This window comes from Cryobacterium sandaracinum, from assembly GCF_004403415.1.
GTDB classification, from domain to species: domain Bacteria; phylum Actinomycetota; class Actinomycetes; order Actinomycetales; family Microbacteriaceae; genus Cryobacterium; species Cryobacterium sandaracinum.
Genome location: NZ_SOGO01000033.1, coordinates 97,840 through 124,051 on the forward strand (window position 1 = coordinate 97,840; position 26,212 = coordinate 124,051).

The following is a 26,212-nucleotide window of genomic DNA, read 5'->3' on the forward strand; positions in this document are numbered from 1 at the left end:
CCATGCCCTATTCGCTCCGCCATCTCCTTCCCGCCGACGCCGCACCGGTGCTCGGACTCAACAACGCCGCTGTGCCTGCCGTCAACGCCCATGACGAGGCGAGCCTCTCCGCCCTGCTCGCGGCCAGCAGCCACGCCCTCGCGGTCGTGCACGACGACGCGCCGGGAGAGGTGCTCGGCTTCGCCGTGCTGTTCGGGGTCGACGCCGACTACGCGAGCGAGAACTACCGATGGTTCTCCGCCCGGTCGGAGTCCTTTCTCTACGTGGACCGCATCGTGGTGTCGGACCAGGCCCGCAACCAGGGTCTCGGCGCCCTGCTCTACACCGCGATTTTCGCGGCGGCCCGCGCGGCCGAGGTCGGCCAGGTCTTCTGCGAAGTGAACATCGCACCTCCGAACCCTCGGTCGCTGGCGTTCCACTCCCGGCTCGGCTTCGAGCCGATCGGCGAGCAGTCGACGAAGGGTGGCACCGTCGTGGTGTCCCTGCTGTCGGCTCCCGTCGGCGCGGGCGTACGCTGAGGCCATGACTGTCGACGGTCGCGCAATCCCACTTCCGGATTACCTCAACCACTGGGTGGCGACGCAGCGATGGTTCGCCGACAAGGGCCGTGTGCCGAGACTGGTCAGCATCGGGCGCTGGGTGCTTCCGAGCGAGGAAGCCGAGGTGGACATCCGCACTGAGCTCGTCTTCGATGCCGCAGCCCCGACCCGCACCCTCTACCAGTTGCCCCTGACCCAGCGGACCACTCCCCTCCCCGCAGGCGGGCAGGGCCTCATCGTCACCCTCGCCGACGGCAGCGCGGTCTACGACGGCACCGCCGACCCGGCCTACGGGCGCGCTCTGCTGGGTTTCATCCTGCGCCAGGCCTCCTCACCTGAGCCCGAAAACCTCGGCGCGCGGGCTCGCGGCGAACTCCACTCGAGCGCAGATCCCGCCGAACGGCCGGCCCGGGTTGTCGCCGGCCGTCTGCTGCGCGGAGAACAGTCGAACACCTCGATCATCCTGGACTGCGTCGACGCCGCCGGGCGCCCGGCTCGTCCCGTCATCTGCAAGGTGTTCCGGATGCTGCATCCCGGCGAGAATCCAGACGTGTCCGTGCAATCGGCCCTGGCCCGGGCCGGCTCACGCTTCGTGCCGGAACCGGTGGGCTGCGTGGTCGGCGAGTGGACCGAGCCGGAGCAACCGCGGGTCACCCTCACGGGCCATCTCGTCTTCGCGCAGGAGTTCCTGCCGGGCGCCCCGGATGCCTGGCGGGCCGCCCTGGCCTCGGCCGGGGCCGGGGAGGACTTCAGCGAACAGGCGCGGGCGCTGGGCGTGGCGACGGCAGCCGTGCACGCCGACCTGGCCGCCGTGATGCCCACTCACGACGCCACCCCCGCGGTCATCGCCGCCGAACTCGGCCGGATGCGCGAGCGCTACCGCAGCGCCGCCGCCGAGGTGCCCGCCCTGACCGGCTACGATACGGCCGTCGAGGCGATCTTCGAGCGGGCGGAGAGGGCCTGCTGGCCCCGGCTGCAGCGCATCCACGGCGATTTCCACCTCGGCCAGGCCCTCGAGGTCCCCGGCCGCGGCTGGGTGCTGGTGGATTTCGAGGGCGAACCGCTGCGCCCCCTCGACGATCGCACCCAGCCGGATGTGCCGTTGAAGGACATCGCCGGGATGCTGCGGTCCTTCTCCTATGTGGCCGGCACGGTGGAGCGGTCCTCGCCCGGCGACCAGACGGCGTCGGCCGAAGCGTGGGCCGCGGCGTGCCAGCACGCGTTCCTCGACGGCTACACGCTGCGATCCGGCCAGAGCCTGGCCGGTCAGGAGCCCCTGCTCGACGCGTTCGAGCTGGACAAGGCCCTCTACGAGGCCGTCTACGAGACCCGCAACCGACCCTCCTGGCTGCCGATCCCGCTCGCGGCCATCCGCGGCCTCGTCCTGGAGGTCTCCGCTGGATTGCCGTGAGCGGCCGGAACGGCCGGTCAGCGCTTGAGCTCGGGGAATTGGTCGTCGCGCCACTCACCGGGGAGCCGGGTGTTCTCGGCGGCCGCGGCATCCTCGCGCATGCGCAGTTCCACCCGGCGGATCTTGCCGGAACTGGTCTTGGGCAGCTCGTAGAACTCGACCCGCCGCACCCGCATGTACGGGGGCAGACCGGTGCGGGCGTGGCGCAGCACCGAGAGCGCCGTTTCGCCGTTGGACTCCCAGCCCGCCGCCAGGGCGATGTAGGCCTTGGCGATGTTCAGCCGGGTGTCGTCGGGCGCGGGCACGACGGCCGCCTCGGCCACGGCCGGGTGCTCCAGCAGCACGCTCTCGACCTCGAACGGGGAGACCTTGTAGTCGGAGGACTTGAAGATGTCGTCGGTGCGGCCGATGAACGTGATGTAGCCTTCGGCGTCGCGGCTGGCGACATCACCGGTGTGGAAGTAACCGTCCCGCACGGCCTCCCGCGTGCGTTCGGGATCCCCGTGGTAGCCGGCCATCAGGTTGACCGCGGTGCGGGACAGGTCGAGGCAGATCTCGCCCTCGTCGCTCTCCTCACCTGTGATGGGATCGAGCAGCGTGATCGCGACGCCCGGCAGGGGCATCCCCATCGAACCGGCCAGAAGTGCGGAACCCGGGGCGTTGCCCACGATCGCCGTGGTCTCGGTCTGGCCGTAGCCATCCCGGATGGTGAGTCCCCAGGAACGCTGGATCTGGTGGATGACCTCCGGGTTGAGCGGCTCGCCGGCCGAGATGATCTCGCGCAGGCCTACCGGCTTGGCGCCGACGTCGGATTGGATCAGCATGCGCCACACGGTCGGCGGGGCGCAGAAGGTGGTCACTTTCGCGCGGTGCAGCTGGTCGGCGAGGGCGAACGGGTCGAACCGGGCGTAGTTGTAGACGAAGACGGTGGCCTCGGCGATCCACGGGGCGAAGAAGCTGCTCCAGGCGTGCTTGCCCCAGCCGGGCGAGCTGATGGCCAAGTGCACGTCGTCCGGGCGGAGTCCGATCCAGTACATGGTGGTCAGGTGCCCCACGGGATAGGACGTCTGGGTGTGCACCACCATCTTCGGCTTGCTGGTGGTGCCCGAGGTGAAGTAGATCAGGGACGCGTCGTCGGAGGACACGACCACGGCGGGCTTCTCGGCCGCGACGAGCGCGGCATCCGCGTAGTCGGCCCAGCCGGGGGTGGCCGCACCGACGCAGACCCGCGAGAAGTCGCCGGGCACCGCGTCGAACTTGGCGGCGTCGCCGGCGTTGGCGATGACGTGCTGCACACCGCCGCGCAGAACCCGGTCGGCCAGGTCGCCGGTCGCAAGCACCGTGGACGTGGGCAGGATGACCGCGCCCACTTTCATGATGGCGAGCATCAGCTCCCAGAGCTCGACCTGGTTGCCCAGCATCAGCATGACGTGGTCGCCGTGCCCGACGCCCCGGGAGATCAGCCAGGTGGCCACCTGGTCGGAGCGCGCCGACATCTCACTGAAGGTCACCGTCAGTTCGCGGCCATCCTCCTCCACGATCCACAGGGCGGTCTTGTCGTTGCCCGCGGCGATGACGTCGAACCAGTCGACGGCCCAGTTGAAGTTCGCCCCCACATCCGGCCACTCGAACTCGGCCTGGGCGCGCGCATGATCGTCTCGGAGCTGCAGAAGGTGGTCGCGCGCGCCTCGAAGGGCGGTGGTGCTCTGGGGGGTGGTCATCCGTCCCATCTTCCTCGGTTCAAATGCCCAAAACGGAATACGACACCCGGCCGCGGGGCCGGCAGGTCCCGCAGGTTCCGCAGCTCGGCGCCGTTCGGGCCGACAGCGCGAAGATCTTCCTCGGCGTGATGAAGCGCTTCAGGAAATGGCGCGGATCGCGTCCACCAGGGCGGCGAAGCGGGCGTTGCCGGGCAGGTCGTCGATGAGCACGGACTTTCCGTCGGGGCCGGCCAGCGGGATGCGCCAGTTCGGGTACTCGTTCGAGGTCCCGGGCTGGTTCTGGGTCCGGCGCTCGCCGACCGCATCCACCAGAGCCACGCCAAGGAGCGACGAGGGCGTCAGTGCGGTGTACGCGTAGAGCGCCTCAACCGTCTCCTGCACGGTCGGGGCTGGCTCGGTGCCGAGCGGCGGCAGCAGGCCGCGTTCGCGAAGCGCGGCCAGCATGGCGGACTGCTCGGCAAGGTCCGCGGTGCGCTCTTCCTCGACCGATCGCCCGAGCAGACCGAGCGATTCGCGCAGGGCCACGTGGTCGCCGGCGAGATAGCCGGCCGTCGGAGGCAGATCGTGGGTGTTCACACTGGTCAGGCAGGCCTGGCGGTACCGTTCGGGGGCCAGCGGCACGCCGTTGTCTCGTTCGAACCAGAGGATCGAGGTTCCGAAGATGCCGCGTTCGGCGAGGTATTCGCGCACCCAGGGCTCGAAGACGCCGAGGTCTTCGCCGATCACCACGGCGCCGGCGCGCTGGGCCTCGAGGGCCAGGATGCCGATGAGTGCCTCGTGGTCGTAGTGCACGTAGGTGCCCTCTCCCGGTCCGGCGCCGACCGGGATCCACCACAGGCGGAACAGACCCAGAATGTGGTCCACCCGGATGCCGCCGGCGTGGTGCAGGATGCTGCGGAGCATGTCCCGGTAGGCGACGTAGCCCGACTCGGCCAGCCGGCCGGGGTGCCACGGCGGCTGCGACCAGTTCTGGCCCTGCTGGTTGAACATGTCCGGCGGGGCGCCCACGGTCATGCCCGGGGCGAGAACGCCCTGCAGGGTCCAGGCGTCGGACCCGGTGAACTGCACCCCGACCGCGAGGTCGTGCACGATGCCGATGGCCATCCCGGCATCCGTCGCCGCGCGTTGAGCGGTCTCCAACTGCTGGTCGCAGAGCCACTGGAGCCAGCTGTGGAATTCAATGCGGTCCGCGAGCTGCTTCCGGTGCTCGGCGGCGAAGGGACCGCGGGGGCCGCGCGGCTCGATCGACCATTCCGGCGCATCCGCCGGGAACAACTCGGCCAGGGCGCACCAGAGCGCGAAGTCGACCAGACCCTGACCCTGCTCGGCGCAGAATTCCTCGAACCGGTGGGCACGGGAGGGGCTCGGCCGCACCTCGTGCACGGCTTCCAGTGCGGTCAGTTTGGCGGCATAGGCACAGTCGCGGTCGAGGTGGTCCGCCTCCAGGTTGGCCGAGTGCTGCCGGTCAGCGAGGGACTCGACAACGGCTCGTGCCGCCGGGGCGAGGTAGGCGTATTCGGGCACGTCCTCGACCCGGATGTACAGCGGGTGGAAAAAGCGCCGGCTCGACGGCAGGTAGGGGGAGGGCTCGACCGGCGGGGCAGGCTCGGACGCGTGCAGCGGATTGACCAGGACGAAGTCGGCTCCGTACTGGGAGCCGGAGATGGCGGCCAGGTCGGCAAGGTCGGCGAAGTCGCCGATCCCCCAGCTCCGGGAGGAGCGCACCGAGTAGAGCTGGGCCATCAGACCCCAGTCGCGATGCCCGGCCAGGTTGCGGGTGGTCTCGAGCCGGGGCGGGGTCACGACGAGGCCGCAGCGCGCCGTGTGGTCTCCGCTCTCTGCGTGCAGGGTATGCCAGCCCAGAGGCAGGCCGGCCGGAATTTGGAACATCGCCCGGCTCGTCGGCCGACCGTCGACGGTGCGGGGTTTCTCCCAGAGCCCCGTCTGCAACACCTCGTGCCGGGTGCCGTCCTCGGCGACGATCCAGACGAGGGCCGTCGAACCTGCGCCGGCGTGCACGGGCACCTCGGCCTCGCCGCCCGCGCGGAGCACCACGACGGGAGGCAGGAGCCGGCGCCAGGGCGCGAGGCTCTGCTCGGTCAGGGCCGCATCAACCTCGGCAGGCGTGCCGGCGGGAACGCCGAGGGCACCCAGGACCTTACGCAGGGTGCCGAAGTCGACCGCCCGTGAAGCACCGTCCCAGCCGGTGAAAGAGGTGTCAACCCCGAGTGATCGTGCCAGTTCCAGCAGCGCCGCCGCAGAACGGTCGGTTGGTTCGAGTTCCATGGGACCACTCTAGATCCGGGACCGGTTCCGGACCCGCGCCGGACCCCGCCGGCTCTACCTGCCGAAGCGCGAGACGAAGGCCTTCATCAGCTTGGCCGGCTCGGTGACGATGGATGCGTCGATCGCCGCGATGACGTCGTCCAGGGCGTCGGGATCGAAGTAGCCGGACTCGCGGTAGATGCGGATGCGGGTCAGGATGCCGGCATTGGTCAGTTCCGGATGGAATTGCGTCGCGTAGACGTTGTTGCCGACCCGGAACGCCTGCACGGGACAGTTCTGCCCGGTCGCCAGCAGGACGGCGCCGGGCGGCAGCTCTGAACAGGCCTCCTTGTGCCCGACGAAAGCCTGGAAGGTGGGCACGAGCGCGGCGAACAGCTGGTCGGCTGCGCCTGCCTCGGTGAGGGAGATCCAGGTCGGCCCGGCCTCCTCGGACCAGGTGCGGTCCAGCCTGCCGCTCAGATGGCTGGTGAGCAGTCCGACACCGTAGCAGGCACCGAGGAAGGGGAAGTCCCGGGCCAGCACCTGGTCGAGGAGGGCGGCCAACTCGGCCTCGACGCGGCGTTGCACGGACGACTTGATCTCGGCGGAATCGCTCGCGTTGAAGGGGCTGCCGCCCACGATGATGCCCGAGTATCCGTTCAGGTCGATCGGCGGCATCGGCGCAGCCTCGAGCCGCACCCGGTGGAGCTGGTCGGGTTCCAGATCGCCGGCCGCGAGGAAGCCGGCGTACTCGTCATCGGCGGCTTCGTCCTCAGAACGGGTGGCGAGCAGCAGGAAGGGCTTCACAGCATCATCGTAGTGGCGGGCCTCGGTAGACGCGGCTCCGGCTTCGACCTGGCTGTGAGCGCGTCGAAGACCTGGTCTCCCCCTGCACCAGGAGCTGCTGCATCTGCGCGGCGTCGAATGCGAACCCCCCACCACCGACCTATGCGGGTGCGCCGGCGATGTTGACCATCCAGCTCACGCCGAATCTATCGACGCACATGCCGAAGTTGTCGCCCCACGGCGACGGCTCGAGCGGCATGACAACGGTGCCCCCGGCCGCGAGCTTGTCCCAGTAGCCGCGCAGCACCGGTTCGTCGTCGCCGCTGAGCGACACGGAATAGTTGGTGCCCGGACGGTACTCCATCCGGTTCGGAGTGTCGGAAGCCATCAGCACCAGGCCGTCGTCGGTGGTCAGCATGGCGTGCATGATCTTGTCCTGCTCAGCCTTGTCGTCGCTCGCCTCGAACTCGGCGAACGTGCTCAGCGTCAGCTCGCCGCCGAACACCGTCCGGTAGAACTCCATCGCTTCCCGGGTCGTATCCCGGAACCCCAGGTAGGGATTGAGTTGGGTCGTCATGGTGGAGCCTCTTTCTGTCATGGGGCGAATGCTCCGATTATCGGCTCAACCCCGCGCCAGCACGAGGCGTGCGGGGAAGTCTTCTACGCTGGAACCATGGACTCCCCCAGGGCCGCCCTGCTGCGGCCGATTCTCACCCTCACCATCAACCCGGCTCTCGACGTGAGCACGTCAACCGAGCACGTGGTCAGCGAGCACAAGATGCGCTGCGGCCGGTCCCGCCTCGACCCGGGCGGCGGCGGCGTGAACGTGGCTCGGGTAGTGCAACGTCTCGGCGGGCAGGCCCTGGCCGTGTACACCGCGGGCGGCCCTACCGGGGAGGCCTTCCGCCGGCTGATCGAAGCCGAACGCATCCCGACCATCGCGGTGCCGATCCACGGCAGCACCCGCGAGAGCTTCACCGTCGACGAGACTGGCACCGGCAAGCAGTTCCGTTTCGTGCTGGAAGGCCCCGAGCTCAGTGAAACCGAGTGGCGGGCCTGTCTCGCGGTCGTCGGAGAGTCGATTCCGGTCGGCGGCTATGTGGTCGCCAGCGGCAGCCTGCCGCCGGGAGTCCCGGATGATTTCTACGCCCGGGTCACCCGTCTGGCGCACGGGCACGACGCCCGCTGCATCGTGGACACGTCCGGTCCCGCTCTCGCGGCCGCGCTCGACGAGGGGGTCTACCTGGTCAAACCGAGCGGGCGTGAGCTGGGAGAGCTCGTCGGCGCAACCCTCGACACCGAACAGAGCAAGATCGACGCGGCCGCCGAGCTCGTCGCCCGCGGGTCCGCGGAAGTCGTCGCGCTGACGCTCGGCGGAGCGGGAGCCGTGCTCGCCTCGGCGAGCGGGATCATCCGTCTGGGGGTGCCGCAGGTCACGGTGCAGAGCACCGTCGGGGCCGGCGACAGCTTTCTCGGTGCGTTCGTGCTGCGGATCGCGCAGGGGTTCCCGGTGGACCGGGCGTTCCGGGCCGCCGTCGCCGCCGGCAGCGCCACCGCGATGACACCGGCCACGGAACTCTGCCACCGGGTCGATGTGGAACGCCTGGAGGCCGAACTGGTGGCACTCGCGTGAAGCTCACCGACATTGACCCGCCCAGCCGTAGCTTTTCCCGGTGGCTCACCGACGAAGAGGTGGGGCAGGTGCTCGCCTCCAGCCGCGGCTGGAGGCTTGCGCCGGACGGCGGCGTGATGGCCGGCAAGATTCGCAAGACCCGGATCGCGCCGTCTCTGACCGCGCTCGGCGCCACCGCGGCCGCCGAGCGTTGGATCAGCCGCGCGGCGGCGCCCGGCAGGGACGGCAGCGGCCCGACGCACATCATGTGGGGTATCTTCAACGCCCGAACGGACGCCGAGATCGCGGCTAAAGTCGATTCATGACCGCTGACCCTGCCACCGGCACCCGCACCCCCCGCACCTCGATCCCCCGCTTGATCGGCCGATTGGCTCTGGGGGCATTCCTGCTCTTCGCCGGGATCAGCCACCTCGCCTGGAACCGTGAGGCGTTCCTCGCCCAGGTGCCCACCTGGTTGCCGCTCGAGGGTGATTTCGTCGTGGTTGCGTCGGGCCTGGTCGAGATCGCTCTGGGCCTGTCGCTGCTGCTGCTGGCCAGGCGCAAGGTGCAGGTGGGTTGGGTCGTGGCCCTGTTCTTCCTGGCAATCTTCCCTGGCAACATCTCCCAGTTCGTCACGGCCACCGATTCGTTCGGCCTGGATTCGGACCTGTCCCGTGGCATCCGCCTGCTCTTCCAGCCGGTGCTCGTGGCGTGGGCGCTGTGGTCGACCGGTGCGTGGCGCGCCTGGCAGGCACGCCGTGCAGCATAAGTGATACCCCATGGGGTATATTGGGCGGACGAGTTCAACGAAAGGGTTCAACGGATGTGCCGTCAAGTTACGTGTAAGAAATGTGGAAAAACGACCTGGGCCGGGTGCGGCCAGCACGTCGACCAGGTGATGCGAGGCGTTCCGGGTGCACAACGGTGCCGCGGACACGAGAAAGACGCCCCGACTCCCGGCTTCTTCGCGCGGCTCTTCACCCGCAACTGAGTCCGGAGTCAGTAGTCGCTGGCGGACAGGTCGGTCGCGGCGTCGTGCTTGAGCTTCAAAAGGGCGAGGTCGATGTGCAGAAACACCTCGGTGCGGGCCTCCCGCCGGGCCTCGTAATCGGGGTCATGCCAGTCGATGTTCAGCCTGATCAGGCGTGACGACACCGCGTCACTGACCTCGTCGCTGGCGGCCCGCTGGGCCCGCCGCACGAGACGCGCGACCTTGTCGTCGTCGGCGGCCACGGCCTCGAGGGCCTCGGCGAGCTTCTCATGCACGCGTCGGCGCAGTTTGAGCTGAATGATGTCGTGGTGCTGGTCTTCCGTGAGATCGGAGGTCCACCGTGACCTGGTCAGCTCTGTGCGCAGGTCCTTGACCCGGCGGGCGTACTGCTCGTTCTGCCGGGTGAGCAGGTGCAGCTCGTGCCGGGCTGTCGCCGCGTAGCGTTCCGGATCGTAGTCGGCGTGATCACCGAGAGCGCCCACGATGATGTCGTTCTTCACCGCCATTCGGACGGCGGAAAGCGCGATCTTGAGCCCCTCGTCGACGATCACCTTAATTGCGGCCACGCTACAAAATCTTACTGTGCAGGCCTGCCGAAATCAGGGCTCCCCCTGTCGCGGTAGGGTCCTGCGCGGAGCTTAATGCGAGCGCACCGACGACGAGAGCGGCGTGATGTAGGAGAACCCGGTGCTGTTGTTCTTGGTCATCGAGAGCACCAGCTCCATGTGCGGCTCAAGCGCGGTGACCTTGTCGAGCGGGGAACCGATGATGAGCTGGAAGCCCAGCCCCTTCCACGCCGACACGGCACGGCCGGCGAACTCGGAGTCCGATTTCACGAAGCCCTCATCGAGGAAGACCGGCGCGAAACGCGGGCGGGTGCGACTCTCGTCGCCGAGCTGGAACCGCAGGGCGGCTCCCACGACGAACGCCACCAGTTCCTGGGACTCGCCACCGCTCTTGCCGCCGAGCGACGAGTAGGTGCTGACTTCCACGCCCTCCGGGGTGGTGCGCACGGCGGTGATCTCCACGTGCCGGCGCACGTCGAGCAGCAGATCGCGCTGGGATTCCTGGCGCGGACCGTCGGCGGACTTGCGGATCAGGTTCATGAACGCCTGCAACCGGGTGAACCGGCTTTCGGTCTGCTCGTCGGTGAAGGCATCCGTGGATCCGGAGGACAGCACCTTGAGTTCCGTGCGAAACGCGGTGGCGTCATCGCGGTGGAGGCGACGCAACGCGATCTTGAGGCGGTCGCGCCCGGCTCCGAACGGCAGTGTGGTGAGGATCTCGTTGATGGGACGGAGACGATCTTCGATTTCCTCGATGGAGGAGGTGAATGCCCCGACCAGGGGAACCAGGTCCTGGCCGCTCCAGAGCGCGAGGCGGCGCTTCCACTCCTGGCGCCGATCGTGCAAGCCGAGTGTGTAGACGGCGTCAAGGATGTCCCGGTAGCTCGGGTAGGAATCGAGCGAGACGCCGATGTTCGGGTCGGGCCAGCGGCTCTGAAAGGTCTCGAAGATGCCGATCAGGGTGTTGCGGGCGCCCGCGGCGCTGTCCCGGTCCTGACTGGACTGCTCGGTGAGGCGCTCGCGCAGCCGCCTGATGGCCCCGTCGAACGCGTCGAGGTCGTGCTGGTCGGCGACAGCCGCGAACTGGGCGTCGAGGTGGGTGGCGTGCTCCTCCGACAGGGACAGCGCGGCTTCCGGGTCACCGTCGATGCGGTCGAGGCGGCTGCTCACCGCATCCTGCCGGTCCACGAAGCGGCCCTGCTCGGCGACGAGGGCCTGCAGGGCAAGCTCCGTGGCGTGCTTCAGCTTCTGGGCTGTTCCCAGTTCGGCGGCCAGACGCTCTTCCTCGTCTTTCAGGGCGCGCAGCACGTCACTGTCGGCGAGCACGCGCTCGCGCTCGGCCCGCTTGTCAGTGATGCGGACATCCGCGGCTTGCACGTCGATGGCCGGCCAGGCCGCGTCGACGACGAACTGGTGTGCGGCCCTGCGGGCCCGGAGGTCGGCGAGGCTCGCCCCGTGCGCAAAGGCTTCACGCGCCAGGCTGTCGGCCTCAAGCCGCAGGCGGGCCAGCTCCTCGTCGATGTCGTGCAGGCGGGTGCGGCTGGAGAAGCCGATGATCGACTTCTGGTCGCTGTTCCAGCCATGGGCGCCGCGGGAACCGTTGCGGGTCTGCCCACTCGGGGTGACCCTCGGGCCGTCCCCGACGAGGTCGGCGGCCGTGGCGACGCACTCCGCGTCGAGGTTCGCGGCCTGTACCCGGTCCCGCACCCAGCCACTGAAGGGCGAGTCCTTGAAGACGAGCTTTCCCGACACGAAGCGCGGGTCACCGTCGATCTGCTCGTGCGAGCGCAGCGGCACCCCGTCGAAGTGGATGCGCACGGGGATGCGAAGCGGGTCGATGGCCAGGCTGAGCGCGCGCAGACGAGTCTCGTCGACGAGCAGTACGCGCACGACGGAGGCCAAGGTGACCTCGGCCGCCTGGCGCCAGGCGTCCTCGCCGGGGGCCAGATCGATCAGTTCGGCGACAAAGGGCAGCTCCTCGGCGGGGATGCCCGACGCCTCGGCGATCAGCAGGCGTGCGCTGTGCAGGTGCTGGGGAACCAGACTCGCCCGCCCGGACAGGAACTGGTGCTCCTGCCCCAGGGTGCGGAGGTTCTCCTCGACCGGATAGGCCGTGCGTTGCAGCGCGCTTCTCTTGTTCTCGAGGTCGATTTCGGCAGTGGGAAAGCCGGACAGGAACCCGTCGGCCGCGGCGCGGGCCCGATCGAAGTCGTCGCCGGAGTCGATGGAGAGGCCGAGAGGCCGGATGCGCCCGTCGAACTTGGAGCGCTCGGCGGCCACGTCGTCGCGTTTGTCGGTGAGCTGGCCAAGCTCGTTCTGCAGGCTGACGAGCACGTCGCCGCCGTTGTCACGCTGCTGGCGCTGCAGGTCGGCGACGCGCGCTTTCAACGCGGTCTCGGCATCCCGGGCCGTCGTGGAGCGAAGCTGGGTGTCGCGCCGCTGCACCCGGTTGACGTCGGCGGCTTCCTCGAGCAGGCTCTGCTCCGTGCGGAGCTGCCACAGCACGAACGGCGTGTCTCCGGAGCGGTGCACGCCGAAGGTGTCGATCAGGTCGGCCTTATCGGTCGCCGTCTCGTAGACGCGGTGCAGGACGGGCAGGCGTTCCAGCACCTTGGCCTTCTGCGCCTCGGCGACCATGGCGCCGTAGGACCGTTCGAGGTCTTCGAAGTGGGCGACGGCCTTGTCGGCGGCCCCGTAGGTGGACGGTTCCTCAAGCACCATCGACTTGTAGAGCCCGTCGACCGTCTTGACCTGCTGGCCGGCCTGGATGCGTGCGAGCAGCCTGAGCGCCTTGCCGCCCTCGCCGTTGGCGCCGATGCCCAGGCGGGTGTACAGGGTCTGGGCGAACGCCGCATAGGTGTCGAAGACATCCAGTTCGGGGAACCGGGATTTGAGGGCGCGCTTGTCGAACCGGGACTCGGTCACGTCGGCCAGGTCGCGCAGGTCGAGGTATCCGTCGATCGTGGCCATCTTCATGGTGATGTCGGCGAACCGGGTGGCGCCACGGGGCACGAAGTAGGCCCGTAACACTGTGAAACGGCGCTGGTTGTCGTCGATGAAGGTCATCGACACGGCACCCCAGGTGGACTCGTGGGCACCGCGGAGCACCTGGTCCTGCAGCTCCCCCGTGCCGGCCTCCCGGTTGGCGTCGGTCTTGCCCTTGAGGTAGGTCATCAGGCTGCGCTGGTCGGCGCTGCGCGCCCGCCCGGAGCCGGCGTCGTTGGAGGCGCCGTTGAAGGGGGTGTCCGACGGCATCATCAGGGCGAGGTAGGCGTCGAGCAGGCTGCTCTTGCCGGTTCCGGACGCGCCGGACACCAGGGTGGCGCTGGGCGCGAACGCAACCTCGTGGTGGCCCTGAAAGCCGCCCCAGTTCACCATCTGGAACGACTCGGCGCGCCACTGCGTGGTGCCTTCGGTGAGGCCGTCAACATAGAAGAGCGGGGAATCGTTCATGACAGGGCCTCCGGCAGGGCTTCGGACAGGAGAGGCAGATCGTCAAGATCGGTGGCTTCCGGGCCGGGATCAGCGTTCTGGGTGACCAGCCACTCCAGCAGTTCGCTCAGCCGTTCCACCGGCAGCAGCACCTCGATCACGGCGGAGATGCGGAATCGGTCGGGATCGCTGGTCTTCAGCAGCACCCGCGCCTTCGCGAGGCTGTCGACGGCGGCCGTGGCCTTTCGGGCGTCGCCCCACCGGTCGGTGGCGTGTTCGGGCCGGAAATGGCCGACGTTCTCCACCAGGTTGTCGCGGTCCACGATAACGATGTCGTGGCCGTTGGCACGCTCGCTGCGGAACCGCTGCCGCAGCAGCACGAGCAGAATGGTCTCCTCCCGCGTGTAGGACACGTCGTGCAGCAGGGTCGGGAACCGGTCTCCGCCCTCGGCGACCGCCTGCCGTTTGAATGCCACCTCGTAGTGCAGGTCGACATGCAGATCGAGGAACATGTCGTTCAGGCGCGATTTGAGCAGGCTCTGGGAGCACAGCAGCGTCTGCCATTCGGCCGGCTGCAGCGCGGCGGAGATGTAGCGGTGCTTCAGCAGCAGCACCAGGGTGCGACGCTGCTCCACGGTGAGTCCGCCCTCGTCGCCCTCGAAGAGGGAAAAGCTGGGCATATCGATGTCGGGGTGCTCGGCGGTGGGCTCGTCAGTCATTGTCGGATCCGTAGTTCAGGGCGGACAGCGCCGCAGTTTCGTCGTCGCTGAGCATGATTCGGGGCACCTCGAAGCTGCGGGTGGAGCCGTCGGGTCGCACGGTTTCGAATCGTTCGAGCGTCTGGGACCGGCTGACCGCATCGATCTGGGTGGCGATCTGAAGCATCCCCAGAATCTCGACCGGGCGGCGCAGGGTGACGTCGAGATCGTTGAAGGCGTCACCGACGGATGCGGCGTCGCCGTGGTTGAAGGCCGTCACGATCGCGTCGCGCAGCTCCCCCAGCAGCGGGCCGCCCTGCGTGCGCATCTCGTCGAGACTCGGTGGCGGCGGGGCGTCGTCGGAGACATCCTGCAGCTCGGGCGGCGCGCGGTGGGCGCCCGGGTCGTAGAAGCGTTCGCGGAGGTGCGGGGCGTCGAGGGTTCCCGGCATGAGTTCGGCGGTGACCGTGGAGCGGGGCCCGGCGGTCTGCATCCAGGTCGCGAGTTCCTTGTTGATCTCGCGCAGCAGGCGTTCGAGTTCGCGGTCCTTGACCACGTCGTGGTTGACGATGTGCTCGCGCAGGGTGGTCGTCAGCCCGTTGCGCTGGGTGAGCACGTCGTCGATGCCCTTGCGGATCAGGCGCACGGTGCCCATGAAGCTGCGGCGGTCGGTGGCGCTGAGTTCGAGGGCGAACGGATGCAGCAGGATCGTCTCCAGGTCGTCCCCCAGCTCCCGCAGCAGGTCGTCGTTACGCAGCAGGGTGAAGGCCCCCTCGAAGGCGCGACCTTCCGGGGTCGAGGTCATCAGGGCATCCGTTTTCGCGAGGTACTCGTCGAGTACCTCGCTGATCGGGCGTTCCTCACCGCGGAAATCGTTGACGATCTGCCGGTGCATGGCGGCGACGGATTCCTCGACGCGTTTGAAATCGCTGGGCAGCTGGCCGATCAGGTCGACCAGGTCGGCGTAGCCCTCACGCATCTGCTCGTTCGAGACGGGCGCGATCTCGCCGCCGGCTGCGAGGCGGTCGCGCTCGGCGGCGTTCTCGGCGATCGCCCGGTCGAGGCGGCGGATGCGCTCCTCCCGATCAGGGTTGGCCTGCGTGGCGCGGTGGCGCACCGTGTCGACGATCGTGGTGAGACGGGATTCGCTGATCAAAGCCCGATCGCGGGACAGACTCTCGACCAGGAGCAGCGCCTCGAGTGCGTGCGAGGTGAGCGAGTAGTGTTCTTCGTCGCCCTCCCCCGTTTCGCGGTAGAGCCACTGGTCGTTCATCCACTGCACGCAGAGGGCCCGACCGGTCTTGCCCGGCACATCGCTGCCGACCGAGCGCAGGTCGGCAAGGTAGGCGTCGACCTGAATGTGCAGCAGATCGGCCCGCACGCTGCGCCGGTCGCGGCTAAAGGAGGACTTGAACACGAAGAGCACGAACGGCGCCCACTTGCGGTCCAGCAGGCGCAGGGTGGGTTTGTCGAAGGCTTCGCGCACCCGCGCCAGTTCACCCGCAAGCTCGCTCATATAGAAGTTCCTTCCCGGGCCTCCTCAAGGGTAACGGTCCTCGCGTGCGGGCCGACACGCGGGCAGGCGCTCGTGGCGCGTGTGAGACTGTCAGGACAAGCTGAAGGAGCGACACGTGACCGACCCGCGCGCGAATATGGAGGGCAACAACCTGCTCAATCTCGGTGCGCCCCACCTGGACTGGTCGAAGACGCCCGGCCGGGTGCCGGGTTTCTGGGTGTCGGTCGTCAGCGTCGTCCTCGCGGTGCTGCTGCCGTTTCCCGCGCTGTTCGTTGCCCTGATCGGGCTTTCCCTTTCATTGCGGGCTTTCAGTGTGATCCCGGCCGGCGCCCGAGGGCGAGGGCTGGTGCTCGCGTCGCTGGCCCTGTCGGGAGTCGCGATTCTGGCTGTCGTCGTGCGGCTGGTTCTGGTCTTCGTCTAGCCGTCGTGTTTCAGCCGTCGTGTTTCAGCCGTCGTGTTCCAGCCGTCGTGTTCCTCTCCGCGTTCTGAACGAATTCGACGGAGACCTTGGCCGAAATGTCCCAAAACCCGGCCGAAAAGCACTTGTGCTCCAAAATCTCCGTCGAATTGGTTCACCACGTCACGGCTTCAGCCGGCCCATCCCGGGGAGGAAGCGGCCGGCGCGGGCGCCGTAAGCGGCGTAGTCCGGGTGCTCGGCCACGAGCATCCGCTCTTCCCAGCGTGCCTTGCCCGCCAGCAGCAGAACGAGGGCGAGCCAGGCTACGAGATGCCAGACCGATGCGCCGAGCAGCACGAGCCCAAGGCCGCAGATCATCAGACCGGTGTAGATGGGGCTGCGCACAAGACCGTAGACACCAGTGGTGACCAGAGGCGCGTGTTCCCGCGGAATCGGGCTCGCGGTGAGGGCCGGTCCGAGGCCGAGCATGCCGAGCACGGCGAAGACCGCGCCGGCGACAGCAAGCACGATCGCGCCAAAGACAACGGCGAGGTGCACCGGCCACAGTGTGCCGTGGGGCAGGAGGGCCAGGGCCAGGAGCAGCAGGAACTGGGCCGACACCAGGGCACTTGCGAGCGCACGCTTCATGGCTTGAGGCTACGCCCTGACCTGCCTCGGCTTGCACGTGTTCGCGACCCCGGAGGAGATCGCGGATGTCACGAACACTGCGGCCGTTACGATCCCGGCCAGCTTCTTGTCCTCCTCGTAGCCAGCCAATGCCCAGCCGCCCTTGTCGGTCTGGGCTCCCGCGAGCACGAGAGGGAGCTTCAGCAGACATTGTGACCCTGGACGCCGGCCCTAGAAGGGCGGTGGGTCGTCGACGGCGCCCGGAGGCTCGAAGGGTATTGCCGGATCGGACCTGTAGTGGAGACCGCTGGGCGCAGTCCAGTGGAGCTCGCCGCCCGGCGACTGGGTCACCGTCCAGTTGGTTTGGGTCTTCAACCGGTGGTCGGGCGCGCAGAGGCTGGCGAGGTTGTCGTACCGAGTGATGCCGTCTTCTTGCCATTCGTGGCTGTGGTCCATCTCGGCGCGGGCCGCCGGTCGGTTGCAGCCGGCGAATCGACAGGTTTCGTCTCGAATCACAAGGAGCCGCCGGAGGTCCTTCGGCACCCGGTACTGATCTCGGCCGACCGACAGCATCACGCCGGTCTCGGGATGGACCAGGATGCGAGTAAAGCTCGGCGCTCCGGCCGCCAGTTCCCGGGCCGTCTCGGGGTCGATCGGCCCGCACCCCTCAAGGTGACCCGGCTCGTCGCTGCGGCCGAGGAGGGTGAGCACCGGCACCGTCACGTTCACGGTGGCGCGGATGCCCCGGCCGAGCCCCGCGGGGGTGACGCCGTCGACCACCAGTGCCGCGAAGGCATCCGCTCGGAGCTGGGCCAGGGTGCGGTGCTCGTCGGGGCCCTGCAGACTGGCCGCCATGTCGTTGACTCGGTGGAAAATCGCCTGGGCAACCGGCAGCTGCTGGTAGCTGTGCAGCCACCCCATGCCGTCTGCGGCCGGCTCGAACATGAGGGTGCGGTCGGCCTGGCTCTTGCTGCGGCGCACGGTAATCGACTCCGGATGCGACTTCTCCCGCAGGCGGCGGGCCGTGCGGTCGAACTGGGGCACGGTGAGCCGTTTCGCCTGGGGCAGCATCTCGGCCTCGAAGGCGGCGCGGGCCGCCGTCGGAAGAATATTGGCGTGCTCGATCAGGACCCGCACGTGCGCGTAACTGATCTGGCCGGCCGCGAGGGCATTGCGGCTGGCGGTGAACGTGCCGGTGAGCGCCTCGCTCTGCGCCATCAGATTGGAGGCCGAAGCCTGGGAGATGTGCAACGCACAGGCGAGTTCGGAGATCGCGGTGCGGTAGGCGATCTCAAGGGCGTTCCACCGGGAACCGGCCACGCCGGCCGAAACCGAACCGCTGTCAACCGCGCTGTCGGCCGCGCTGTCGGCAGGCGGCGTGAGCCCCTGTTCGACGGCCTCGGCCCGAGCCGTCCGGCGGGCGCGATCACGTTCGACGGCAAGCTCATTGGACAGGCACCAGGCCCGCACCTCGTCGACCGCCTCGGCCCGCGCCGCCGACGCCGCGGCGAGCAGTCGGTCGGCGGCCGCGGCCGCGGAGACCAGCTCGGCCAGGACACTCATTCTGCGATCGAGGGAAGCCGCATCACCGGACGTGTCGGCCGTCACGACGCCGAGCGCGCCACCGTCGTCAAGCTCTTCGATGTCGAAGTCCTCGATGTCGCTGAGATCGGCCAGGTTTTCCATACCCTGATTTTAGCACTGATGGAATCTCAGTTCTAGTAATACGCAGAAAATCTACATTACTTTTCGAAGATGTTGACCATCAGTACCAGCCCGAGGCCACCGACTTGTACCACGCTCCACAGGGGTCGCCGTAGCGCTCCGCGATGTAGTTCAGACCCCAGGAGATCTGGGTGGCCGGGTTGGTCGCCCAGTCGGCGCCGGCCGAGGCCATCTTGCTGCCGGGCAGGGCCTGCGGGATGCCGGTGGCGCCGCTCGAGGCGTTGTAGGCGTTGACGTTCCAGCCGGACTCCTTGTTCCAGAGACTGACCAGGCATCCGAGCTGGTCGGCGCCCCAGCCGTACTTGGACGCCATCATGTCCCGGGCGATCGCCTGGGCTCCGCTGGGGTTCGTGGGGGCGGCGGGGCGGGGCGGTGCCGGGGCGGGCGCGACCGGCTTGGGTGCTGCCGGCTTCGGTGCCGCCGCCTGGGCCGCGGCCTGCGCCTGGGCATCCGCGGCAGCCTGAGCAGCTGCGGCAGCCTGAGCAGCTGCGGCAGCCTGACCAGCAGCCGCGGCCTGCTCCGCAGCGATGCGATCGGCCTCGGCGGTCGAGGCCTTCACGACCTCGGCTTCGGCAGTGACCTGCTCCACAAGATCGAAAACTCGTTCGGGAGCCAGAAGCGTGTACTCGCTGAGCGAGGCGACGGTGCTCGAGAGGGCCGAGACATCCGTCTTGCCCTGGGCCGCCGCGATCACGCCGGTGGCACCGGCAAGGGCGGTGCGGGCGCTCGCGGAGGCGTGGGCCGGGACGACTCCGTCGAGACTGCCTGCCTGCTCGGGATGAGGGCCGGTGGCGGCTGCCAGAGCTGCGGTGGCAATGATGCGTTTCTTTTGCTCGTCCGCGGCAGCCTGCGACGCAGACTGGGCGGAGAATCCACTGCCCACGATGGCGCCAACGGCGATGACGGCGCCGGCCACGAGTAGGCGGCTTCGTCCACGCCGGCGACGCGTTTCCTGATGGCGGGTGAGTCCGACGTCGGTGCCGATCGCGGCTGCCGCACGGACCGGAGTGGCGTCTGATTCAGGGTTTGAACTGGGGAAAAGGACGGACAAAGGGGAAGACGAGTCTGAGTTTGGCATAACTTTCACTGGGCAAATCGCGCACGCGGCTGCGCTCACGCTTCTTTTTCGACGTTCCTCGGTCGGGGACCCGGCCGGGCGAACCTCCAAGACTGCCCGGGATTTCTGGACATATCCTCATTTTTAGCTGGCAAAGCACTGGCAAAGCAGGGTGGCGGGATTGCCCAAAAGTCGACCTGGTGGGCCGAAATCCGGATGGTCGTGATGCAATGGTCCGTGATGTCACAACGCACCGCCCCACCGCACCGCTTCGTCTATTCGGCCGATGGAGTCAACCTGGCCACCTACGAATTCGGAGATTCGAGCGCCCCCACCGTGCTCGCCGTGCACGGCTTCGCCTCCAGCGCCGTCGCCAATTGGCACGTCACCGGCTGGACGCGCGATCTCATCCGCGCCGGCTTCCACCTGATCGCGATCGACCAGCGCGGGCACGGCCTGAGCGACAAGCCCCGCTCCCCCGCCGACTACACGATGGAGGCGTTGGTCGACGACGTGTTGCAGGTACTCGACGCCTACCTGCTCGACGAGGTCGCCTACGCGGGATACTCCCTCGGCGCCCGCGTGGGCTGGCAGGCCGCCCGCAAACTGGAGGGACGCATCTCGCGGGCCGTGCTCGGCGGCATACCCGACGGCGACCCCCTCAGACGCTTCAAGGTCACGGATGCCCGCGCTCATATCGAGCACGGCACCGAGGTCGCCGACCGCCTTACCGGGGCCTACCTGACCATGGCCCGCGCGCTGCCCGGCAACGACCTCAAAGCCCTCGTGGCCCTCGTCGAGGGAATGCGCGGCGGCCCCCAACCCGGCGCCGACAACGCGCCGACTCAGCCCGTGCTCTTCGCCACCGGGACCAAAGACAGCATCCTCGAGGCCTCCAAGGTACTTGCCGCGGCCACGCCGAGCGGAGGATTCTTCGAGATCCCCGGGCGCAATCACTTCAACGCCCCGACGTCACGCGCGTTCCGGGAGGCGGCGATCGAGTTCTTCCGGAGCGGGAGCAGCAGCGGGAGGGTCGAGGTCCCCCTACTCTGCTGATCTGCGCTCATCGGGGCAAAGACTTTCGATCGCGGCGTCGGCGTCGTCATCGGGCTTGTGGCTGGAGGTGCAGCGGCCCTCCTCTGGTTTGTCGTCGCCGCAGGAATTGCGATGCTCGAACGAGGAACGTCGAGCAAGGCCCGTCGGTCTTTGAACCAGCGCACCACTCCCCTCTCGGCGGGAATCGCGATGGCAAGAACGCGCGGAGTCTTCGCCGGCGCCGTGACCGTGACCGTTCTGGTGCCCGCGCACAACGAAGAGGCATCGATCTTCGCGACACTGTCATCGCTGCTCGCCCAGTCGCACCGCCCGGAACGCGTCGTGGTCGTGGCGGATAACTGCACCGACGGGACCGTCGACATTGCCCGATCGCTGGGGGTGGAGAACTTCGAATCTCGCCGGAACACATTCAAGAAAGCCGGGGCGCTCAATCAAATCCTGAAGGTGCTCCTACCGGGCCAGGGCGACAACGACCTCATCATGGTCCTGGATGCCGACACACGTCTCGACGACGGCTTTCTGGAAGCCGCCGTTGGTCGCTTCACCAGCGATCGTGCGCTGATGGCGGTCGGTGGGTTGTTCTACGGAGAGGAAGGTTCCGGGCTTCTCGGTCAGTTCCAGCGCAACGAGTACATTCGGTACTCCCGTGACAGTCGCCGTCGCCGGGGCCACGTCTTCGTGCTCACGGGCACCGCTTCGCTCTTCCGGCCCGTCGCCTTGCGTACGGTGGCTGAAAGTCGCGGCGACACGATTCCCGATGCCAGCGGGGATGTCTATGACACCGCCGCGCTCACGGAAGACAACGAACTCACCATTGCCCTGAAGTCGCTGGGAGCGCTCATCATCTCTCCCTCAAAGTGCACGGTGGTCACCGAGGTAATGCCAACCGTTCGCACTCTGTGGGTACAACGCCTGCGCTGGCAACGGGGCGCGTTGGAGAACATCGGGGCATACGGCGTCTCACCCTTCACCTTCCGGTACTGGGCCCAGCAGTTGGGCCTGGGCTACAGCTTCATCGCGCTCAGCGCGTTCCTGCTGCTCATGCTTGTGACGCTTCTGGCGATCGATTCGTGGGTCTGGTTTCCGTTCGGGCTGGCCTCGGTCTCGTTTTCATCGCCGAACGTGTCGTGTCGGTCTGGGCGGGCGGTCTACGGGCACGCCTGCTGGCGCTCACGCTTTTCCCCGAGCTGATCTTCGATGTGTTCCTAGACCTCGTCTTTGTCAAGGGGATCATCGACATCACCCTGGGCCGGCAGGCACAGTGGGGCCATGTCATCCAATCCGCAGCCAACGACGAACTGCAAAGGGTGGCCTGATCCATCATGGTTGATGCTCTCCACGCCCTGGTTCCGGTCGGAATCCTCCTTCCGTCAACGGTGTTCCAATCGGACGAATTCGCCATCCTTGCGGCGTTCGTCGCCATCAAAACGGTCATGTTCGCCGCACTCGTGGTCGCGGTCGCGAAGATCCTCCCGAAGCCACACCCCACGGATTGGTTTCGCGGACGCAACCGCCGGGCTTCAACCAGGAGCATCCATCCGGACGAATGCCTCTAGCGTCGAACGCCTGAGCCCTCAGGCGGCCGCGGCCGCCTGACTGGTGAACGCAGCACGACGGTCGAGGTGGATCCCGGCGAGCATGCACCGCACTGAGCCGCCGGCGAGTTCGATCGTGGGCACGTCAAGCGGCAGGATCGTGCAGCTCTGCTCGATGATCCGGCGCTGCTCGGCAGTCAGACTGCCGAGGGCGCGGCGGGAGAGCGCCAGCATTCGTCCGTTCCGGCCGTGCAGTTCGATCGCGTTGCCGGCGTAGTTGCGGATCTGATCGCGGTCGAGGGCGAGCACCTGCCGATCCTGCGCCGCCAGGCGCTCCACGACGTGGCTGCGCCGGGCCGGCGACTCGATCAGGTCGAGACCGACCAGGGCGAAGTCCGTGGCGATGCACATCATGACGTTGGTGTGGTAGATCGGCGTGCCGTTCTCGTCAGACGCGTCGAAGACGATGGGCTCGTAGCCGAAGTTGGTGCAGAACCGTTCGAGCGCGATCGGGTCGGCCCGCCGCGACCGGGCCACATAGGCGATGCGCGCCGCATGGTCGAGAACCATGGCGCCGGTTCCCTCGAGGAAGACGTCGTCGAGTTCGAGACCGGAGTAGTCGACGACATCCTGCACGCGGTAGCGCTGCTTGAGCATCTCGACGATGTCACCCCGGCGCTCGGTGCGCCGGTTCGGCGCGTGCATCGGATAGAGCGCCACGTGACCCCCGGCGTGGGTCGAGATCCAGTTGTTGGGGAACACGCTGTCGGGGCGGCCCGGCCCGTCGTCATCGAACAGGTGCACCGCGATGCCCTGCGCCTCCAGGGTGCCTGCTACCTGGGTCACCTCGGCGTAGGCGGCCTCGGCCACCAGGGCGGCGTCGTGCCCGGCGTCCCGTGACTGGAAAGCGTTGTCATGGGCCGTCTCGGGGTTCGGCGAGAAGAAATGTGGCCGGATGAGCACCACGGCCGATGGGGCCTGCACGGACACCGGGGTCAGACGAGGACGGGCGCGCCCGCGGTGACCAGACCGAAGAGGTCTTTCGGGTCATCGGGGTCGGCGACGAGGTCGATATCGGTGTAGAACGAGGTCTGGTCGACGGCATCCTGCAGGAAGCGGAGCGCCGAGAAGTCCTCGATGGCGAAGCCCACGGAGTCGAAGACCGTGATCTGCTCTGCCGAGGTGCGGCCGGCGGCCTCGCCGAGGAGCACCTGCCAGATCTCGGTGACCGGGAATTCGGGGTGCATCTGCTGGATTTCGCCCTCGATACGGGTCTGCGCGGTGAATTCCACGAAGACGTCGGCGCGGTGCAGGATGCCCGCGTCGAGCTCCGTCTTGCCCGGGCAGTCGCCGCCGATGGCGTTGATGTGCACGCCGGGGCCGACCATGGCGTCGGTGAGTACGGTGGCATTCGCCTTGTCCGCGGTGCAGGTCGTGATGATGTCGGCGCCGGTCACGGCATCCGTCGCCCCGGTGGCGACCATGATCTCGAAACCGAGCGGAGCCAGGTTGCGCACGAATTTGGCGATGGCATCGGGATCGGTGTCCCAGACGCGGAGCCGGTTGATGCCGAGGAGCCCACGGAAGGCGAGCGCCTGGAACTCCGACTGGGTGCCCGTGCCGATCATGGCCATGGTGTGGGCGTCGGGGCGGGCGAGCGCGCGCGCGACCATGGCCGAGGTCGCGGCGGTGCGGAAGGCCGTGAGCACGGTCATCTCGGACCAGAAGGTGGGGTAGCCGCTCTGCACGTCGGCGAGGACGCCGAACGCGGTGACGGTCTGCAGGCCCCGCGACGGGTTCGACGGATGACCGTTGACGTACTTGAAGCCGTAGGTGACGCCGTCGCTCGTGGGCATGAGTTCGATCACGCCGAGTGGTGAGTGGCTGGCCACGCGCGGCGCCTTGTCGAAGGTAGGCCAGCGGCGGAAGTCCCGTTCGAGGTACTCGACCATGTCCGTGAGGATGCGTTCCACACCCGTCGCGGCGGCCCAGCGGTTGATGTTTCCTACGTCTACAAAGCGCACCACGTGCGTCTCCCCTCGTTCAGGTCTACAACCATATGCATGGGCGATGTGCAGCCGCCATTCGATTATTGCCGCATTCTGTCCAGATGACTATGCATTGTGCGCTCTATATACATACACTATGTGCAATGTATCCCCTCGATGACCTCGACCGCCGCCTGCTCTCCGTCCTCCGCGTGAATGGCCGCGAGCCCGTGGCCAGCCTCGCCCGCGACCTCGGTGTCACCCGGTCCACGGTCAACAGCAGGCTCAAGAGGCTGACCGATTCGGGAACCGTCGTGGGTTTCGGCGTGCGGATCAGGGAGGACCGCGACCCGAACTCGATTCGGGCCATCACCCTGATCGAAGTGGAGGGGCGCGCGATCACGAAGGTGATCCACGCCCTTCGCGGCTTTCCGGAGGTGAAGGCTCTGCACTCGACCAACGGCGGTTGGGACCTCGTCGCCGAGCTGCGCACCGACACCCTGGCCGACTTCGACCGGCTGCTCGGGCAGGTGCGCTCGATCGAGGGCGTGCTCAACAGCGAGACCAGCCTGTTGCTCAGCTCGGTGTCGAGCGAGGAACTGCCGGGCACCCGCGGGTTGTCGCAGAACTGAGGCTGCCCGCACCTCCGCGCCTCACCCGCGCTACATTCATGCCGGCTTCTTGACGACGCGGCACTTCGAGACCTCCCTGATGGGGCGTGGGCGCACGTTCGTTGACCGGATGCGGGAGGTGGAGGCAGGCTACCGGGAGGTGAGCCGGGAGCTGACGCTGTCGGACTGGAACAACGAGCCCCACAGCAAGACCGTGCTCGACGGCCTCGCGCGGCTGACCTCGGCGCTGCAGTAGCCTGCCTCCGGGGCGAGGCTAGTCGCGCGTGATCTTCCAGATGCCGTCGGCGAGGTCCTTGTCGGGGTGCTGCACCGTAGCGAACAGCTCCTTCGGGTTCTTGCCGAAGTAGATCCCGGTGGTCTCGGCGCCTTCATCCGTCAGCGAGGCGAAGAGCTCGACGCTGTCGGACGCTCCGTCGTGGTCTCGGTCCTTTTCGGCCCGGAAGATGTCGCTGAAGCTGTTGTCTTCCGTGATCCAGAGGGCGCCGTCGGGGCCCTCTGCAAGGTTGTCCGGGTTGTTGAACCCGCTGACCCCGGCGGCCTTGTCCTCGACCGGCACGTTCACGCCGGCCTCGACGAAGCTGCTGACGGTGAGCTTCGACAGGTCGATCGCGACCACACGCTCCTCGGAAGTGTTGGCCACGTAAAGGGTCTGGCCGATGATCTCGACGTCTTCCGGGCGACCGAATTCGGTGGCGCTCACCGCGTTGGCCGCGGCATCCGCGTCGACGCGCACCTGCGCCTGGTCGAGGGCCACCCATTCGAAGGCGCCGACCTTCTCGGTGAAGGTGGCCTGGTTCCACTTTTGCGCGGCATCCGTCAGCCCGGTGATCTTGAGGGCGTGCAGCCGGCCCTGGGAGAGGTCGCCGCGAACGGTCGGCACGAACTTGAAGATTGAGCCGCCGTTGAGTTCGTCGATGACGATGACGGAGCCGTCGGCCGTGACGTCGATGCCCTCGTGACGTTGCGCTCCGAGCTCGGTGCGCTCCTCGATACGCTCGACCGTGGTCGGGTCGTTCTTCGCGAAGAACAGTTCGAAGACCTTGCCGCCGGTGGTCTCTTCCGTGACGAGGAGGCTGCCCCAGGGGGTCCAGCGGATGCCATCGAGACGGTTCCAGTCCGCGCGCTGCGCGATGACGCTGACCGCACCGGTCTTCAGGTCGGTCACAGAGACGGCGCCGTTCGAGCCGACCTCGTAAGTGTTGTAGAGGAAGCGGCCGGCCTGAGCACCGGTCTCGTTCTGGGTGTTCATGTCATGCAGGTCGTCGACGCCGGGGTAGACGTCGAGCACGGTTTCGTCGTGCACGAGGGTCTGGGTGAAGCCCTCCGGTAGCAGGTACGGCTGGGTCCAGTCGGTGCTGCCCATGCCGTAGGCGGAACCGGCGAGAGGCACGAAATCGAACGGGCCGGTCGCGGCGAGCGCGGCAGGGGCGATGCCGACGACTGCGGTGGCAGTGGCGGTGGCGGTGAGGGCAAAGACAGCGATCTTTTTGCGCAAGGCGCGACTCCTTCATAGGGGGTAGGTACAACGCCATCGAATCTATGAGCCTCATGCTGACGCCCGGAGGTCTCCCGGTCTCCAGCCGGTGTCGGCCCGGTGAACACTCGGTGCCCCCGTCTCAGCGCGTGACAGGAACCAGACTTCACCCGCCGCTGGGTAT

26 protein-coding genes are annotated in these 26,212 nt (G+C 67.9%); 11 read left to right on the forward strand and 15 right to left on the reverse strand.

All coding sequences use genetic code 11. The features are described from left to right. Positions 1–2 precede the first annotated feature (2 nt). Positions 3–518, forward strand: coding sequence for a GNAT family N-acetyltransferase (locus E3T25_RS11880; RefSeq protein WP_104101418.1), 516 nt, complete (start codon positions 3–5; stop codon positions 516–518). A gap of 4 nt (positions 519–522) precedes the next feature. Continuing rightward, positions 523–1,950, forward strand: coding sequence for a maltokinase N-terminal cap-like domain-containing protein (locus E3T25_RS11885; protein WP_134374424.1), 1,428 nt, complete (start codon positions 523–525; stop codon positions 1,948–1,950). Between the two features lie 17 nt (positions 1,951–1,967). Here E3T25_RS11885 and E3T25_RS11890 read toward each other — a convergent pair whose 3' ends face one another. From E3T25_RS11890 to E3T25_RS11905, 4 genes are all read right to left on the reverse strand, one after another. Next, positions 1,968–3,671: an AMP-binding protein gene (locus tag E3T25_RS11890; RefSeq protein ID WP_104101422.1), complete on the reverse strand. Its 1,704-nt coding sequence runs from the start codon at positions 3,669–3,671 to the stop codon at positions 1,968–1,970. Between the two features lie 138 nt (positions 3,672–3,809). After that, the gene (gene malQ / locus E3T25_RS11895; protein WP_134374426.1) at positions 3,810–5,957 is read right to left on the reverse strand and encodes a 4-alpha-glucanotransferase; all 2,148 of its coding nucleotides are present in this window, start codon (positions 5,955–5,957) and stop codon (positions 3,810–3,812) included. A 54-nt stretch (positions 5,958–6,011) separates the two neighbouring features. Continuing rightward, positions 6,012–6,743 carry a glutamine amidotransferase gene (locus E3T25_RS11900; protein ID WP_104101427.1) on the reverse strand — a complete coding sequence of 244 codons (732 nt, stop codon included), beginning with the start codon at positions 6,741–6,743 and terminating at the stop codon, positions 6,012–6,014. Between the two features lie 139 nt (positions 6,744–6,882). After that, positions 6,883–7,299 carry a VOC family protein gene (locus E3T25_RS11905; protein WP_134374428.1) on the reverse strand — a complete coding sequence of 139 codons (417 nt, stop codon included), beginning with the start codon at positions 7,297–7,299 and terminating at the stop codon, positions 6,883–6,885. A 96-nt stretch (positions 7,300–7,395) separates the two neighbouring features. On the opposite strand from E3T25_RS11905, the gene E3T25_RS11910 reads away from it, so the two are divergent. The 3 genes from E3T25_RS11910 to E3T25_RS11920 are packed head-to-tail and all read left to right on the forward strand — an operon-like array spanning position 7,396 to position 9,103. Beyond that, a complete protein-coding gene (locus tag E3T25_RS11910) occupies positions 7,396–8,355 on the forward strand; it encodes a 1-phosphofructokinase family hexose kinase (protein ID WP_174843015.1) in 960 nt (319 codons plus the stop codon). Continuing rightward, a complete protein-coding gene (locus E3T25_RS11915; protein WP_104101432.1) occupies positions 8,352–8,660 on the forward strand; it encodes a hypothetical protein in 309 nt (102 codons plus the stop codon). Before E3T25_RS11910 ends, E3T25_RS11915 begins: the two co-directional genes overlap by 4 nt. Then, positions 8,657–9,103 (forward strand): DoxX family protein, encoded by a 447-nt coding sequence (locus tag E3T25_RS11920; RefSeq protein WP_134374430.1) that lies wholly within the window; start codon positions 8,657–8,659, stop codon positions 9,101–9,103. The genes E3T25_RS11915 and E3T25_RS11920 overlap by 4 nt, the downstream gene beginning before the upstream one ends. A 230-nt stretch (positions 9,104–9,333) precedes the next feature. Here the strand turns inward: E3T25_RS11920 and E3T25_RS11925 are convergent, their stop codons facing one another. From E3T25_RS11925 to E3T25_RS11940, 4 genes are all read right to left on the reverse strand, one after another. After that, on the reverse strand, positions 9,334–9,891 hold the full coding sequence (locus tag E3T25_RS11925) for a hypothetical protein (protein ID WP_104101439.1): 558 nt from the start codon (positions 9,889–9,891) through the stop codon (positions 9,334–9,336). A 72-nt stretch (positions 9,892–9,963) separates the two neighbouring features. After that, entirely contained in the window at positions 9,964–13,344 is a 3,381-nt protein-coding gene (locus tag E3T25_RS11930) for an ATP-binding protein (RefSeq protein ID WP_134374432.1), read from the reverse strand. Further along, a complete protein-coding gene (locus E3T25_RS11935) occupies positions 13,341–14,042 on the reverse strand; it encodes a DUF4194 domain-containing protein (protein ID WP_134374434.1) in 702 nt (233 codons plus the stop codon). Before E3T25_RS11935 ends, E3T25_RS11930 begins: the two co-directional genes overlap by 4 nt. After that, entirely contained in the window at positions 14,035–15,537 is a 1,503-nt protein-coding gene (locus E3T25_RS11940; RefSeq protein WP_104101447.1) for a DUF3375 domain-containing protein, read from the reverse strand. Before E3T25_RS11940 ends, E3T25_RS11935 begins: the two co-directional genes overlap by 8 nt. A 115-nt stretch (positions 15,538–15,652) precedes the next feature. Between E3T25_RS11940 and E3T25_RS11945 the strand changes: the two genes are divergently transcribed. After that, complete coding sequence (locus tag E3T25_RS11945; protein WP_104101449.1) at positions 15,653–15,958, forward strand: hypothetical protein; 306 nt, start codon at positions 15,653–15,655, stop codon at positions 15,956–15,958. Between the two features lie 159 nt (positions 15,959–16,117). Here E3T25_RS11945 and E3T25_RS11950 read toward each other — a convergent pair whose 3' ends face one another. The 4 genes from E3T25_RS11950 to E3T25_RS11960 all read right to left on the reverse strand — a co-directional run bounded on the left by E3T25_RS11950 (position 16,118) and on the right by E3T25_RS11960 (position 19,202). Beyond that, complete coding sequence (locus E3T25_RS11950; protein ID WP_134374436.1) at positions 16,118–16,582, reverse strand: methyltransferase family protein; 465 nt, start codon at positions 16,580–16,582, stop codon at positions 16,118–16,120. Positions 16,583–16,591: 9 nt separating this feature from the next. Continuing rightward, positions 16,592–16,750 carry a hypothetical protein gene (locus E3T25_RS16825; protein ID WP_166784718.1) on the reverse strand — a complete coding sequence of 53 codons (159 nt, stop codon included), beginning with the start codon at positions 16,748–16,750 and terminating at the stop codon, positions 16,592–16,594. Positions 16,751–16,792: 42 nt separating this feature from the next. Continuing rightward, positions 16,793–18,247: an HNH endonuclease gene (locus E3T25_RS11955; protein ID WP_134374438.1), complete on the reverse strand. Its 1,455-nt coding sequence runs from the start codon at positions 18,245–18,247 to the stop codon at positions 16,793–16,795. A gap of 79 nt (positions 18,248–18,326) precedes the next feature. Continuing rightward, positions 18,327–19,202, reverse strand: a complete 876-nt coding sequence (locus tag E3T25_RS11960; protein WP_241980823.1) for an aggregation-promoting factor C-terminal-like domain-containing protein — start codon at positions 19,200–19,202, stop codon at positions 18,327–18,329. A gap of 381 nt (positions 19,203–19,583) precedes the next feature. On the opposite strand from E3T25_RS11960, the gene E3T25_RS11965 reads away from it, so the two are divergent. From E3T25_RS11965 to E3T25_RS11975, 3 genes are all read left to right on the forward strand, one after another. Beyond that, positions 19,584–20,399, forward strand: coding sequence for an alpha/beta fold hydrolase (locus tag E3T25_RS11965; protein ID WP_241980825.1), 816 nt, complete (start codon positions 19,584–19,586; stop codon positions 20,397–20,399). A 189-nt stretch (positions 20,400–20,588) separates the two neighbouring features. Next, positions 20,589–21,590, forward strand: coding sequence for a glycosyltransferase family 2 protein (locus tag E3T25_RS11970; protein ID WP_241980826.1), 1,002 nt, complete (start codon positions 20,589–20,591; stop codon positions 21,588–21,590). A 131-nt stretch (positions 21,591–21,721) separates the two neighbouring features. After that, positions 21,722–21,955 carry a hypothetical protein gene (locus E3T25_RS11975; protein ID WP_198412907.1) on the forward strand — a complete coding sequence of 78 codons (234 nt, stop codon included), beginning with the start codon at positions 21,722–21,724 and terminating at the stop codon, positions 21,953–21,955. An 18-nt stretch (positions 21,956–21,973) separates the two neighbouring features. On the opposite strand, the gene ctlX is transcribed toward E3T25_RS11975, so the two are convergent. Both ctlX and E3T25_RS11985 read right to left on the reverse strand, forming a co-directional pair. Continuing rightward, complete coding sequence (gene ctlX, locus E3T25_RS11980; RefSeq protein WP_198411465.1) at positions 21,974–22,924, reverse strand: citrulline utilization hydrolase CtlX; 951 nt, start codon at positions 22,922–22,924, stop codon at positions 21,974–21,976. A 5-nt stretch (positions 22,925–22,929) separates the two neighbouring features. Continuing rightward, positions 22,930–23,961: an ornithine cyclodeaminase gene (locus E3T25_RS11985; protein WP_104171237.1), complete on the reverse strand. Its 1,032-nt coding sequence runs from the start codon at positions 23,959–23,961 to the stop codon at positions 22,930–22,932. 125 nt (positions 23,962–24,086) lie between these two features. On the opposite strand from E3T25_RS11985, the gene E3T25_RS11990 reads away from it, so the two are divergent. Continuing rightward, on the forward strand, positions 24,087–24,554 hold the full coding sequence (locus E3T25_RS11990) for an Lrp/AsnC family transcriptional regulator (protein WP_134342377.1): 468 nt from the start codon (positions 24,087–24,089) through the stop codon (positions 24,552–24,554). A 49-nt stretch (positions 24,555–24,603) separates the two neighbouring features. Then, entirely contained in the window at positions 24,604–24,789 is a 186-nt protein-coding gene (locus E3T25_RS11995) for a hypothetical protein (RefSeq protein ID WP_134374442.1), read from the forward strand. A gap of 18 nt (positions 24,790–24,807) precedes the next feature. Here E3T25_RS11995 and E3T25_RS12000 read toward each other — a convergent pair whose 3' ends face one another. Then, complete coding sequence (locus E3T25_RS12000) at positions 24,808–26,049, reverse strand: alkaline phosphatase PhoX (RefSeq protein ID WP_233191436.1); 1,242 nt, start codon at positions 26,047–26,049, stop codon at positions 24,808–24,810. Positions 26,050–26,212 lie beyond the last annotated feature (163 nt).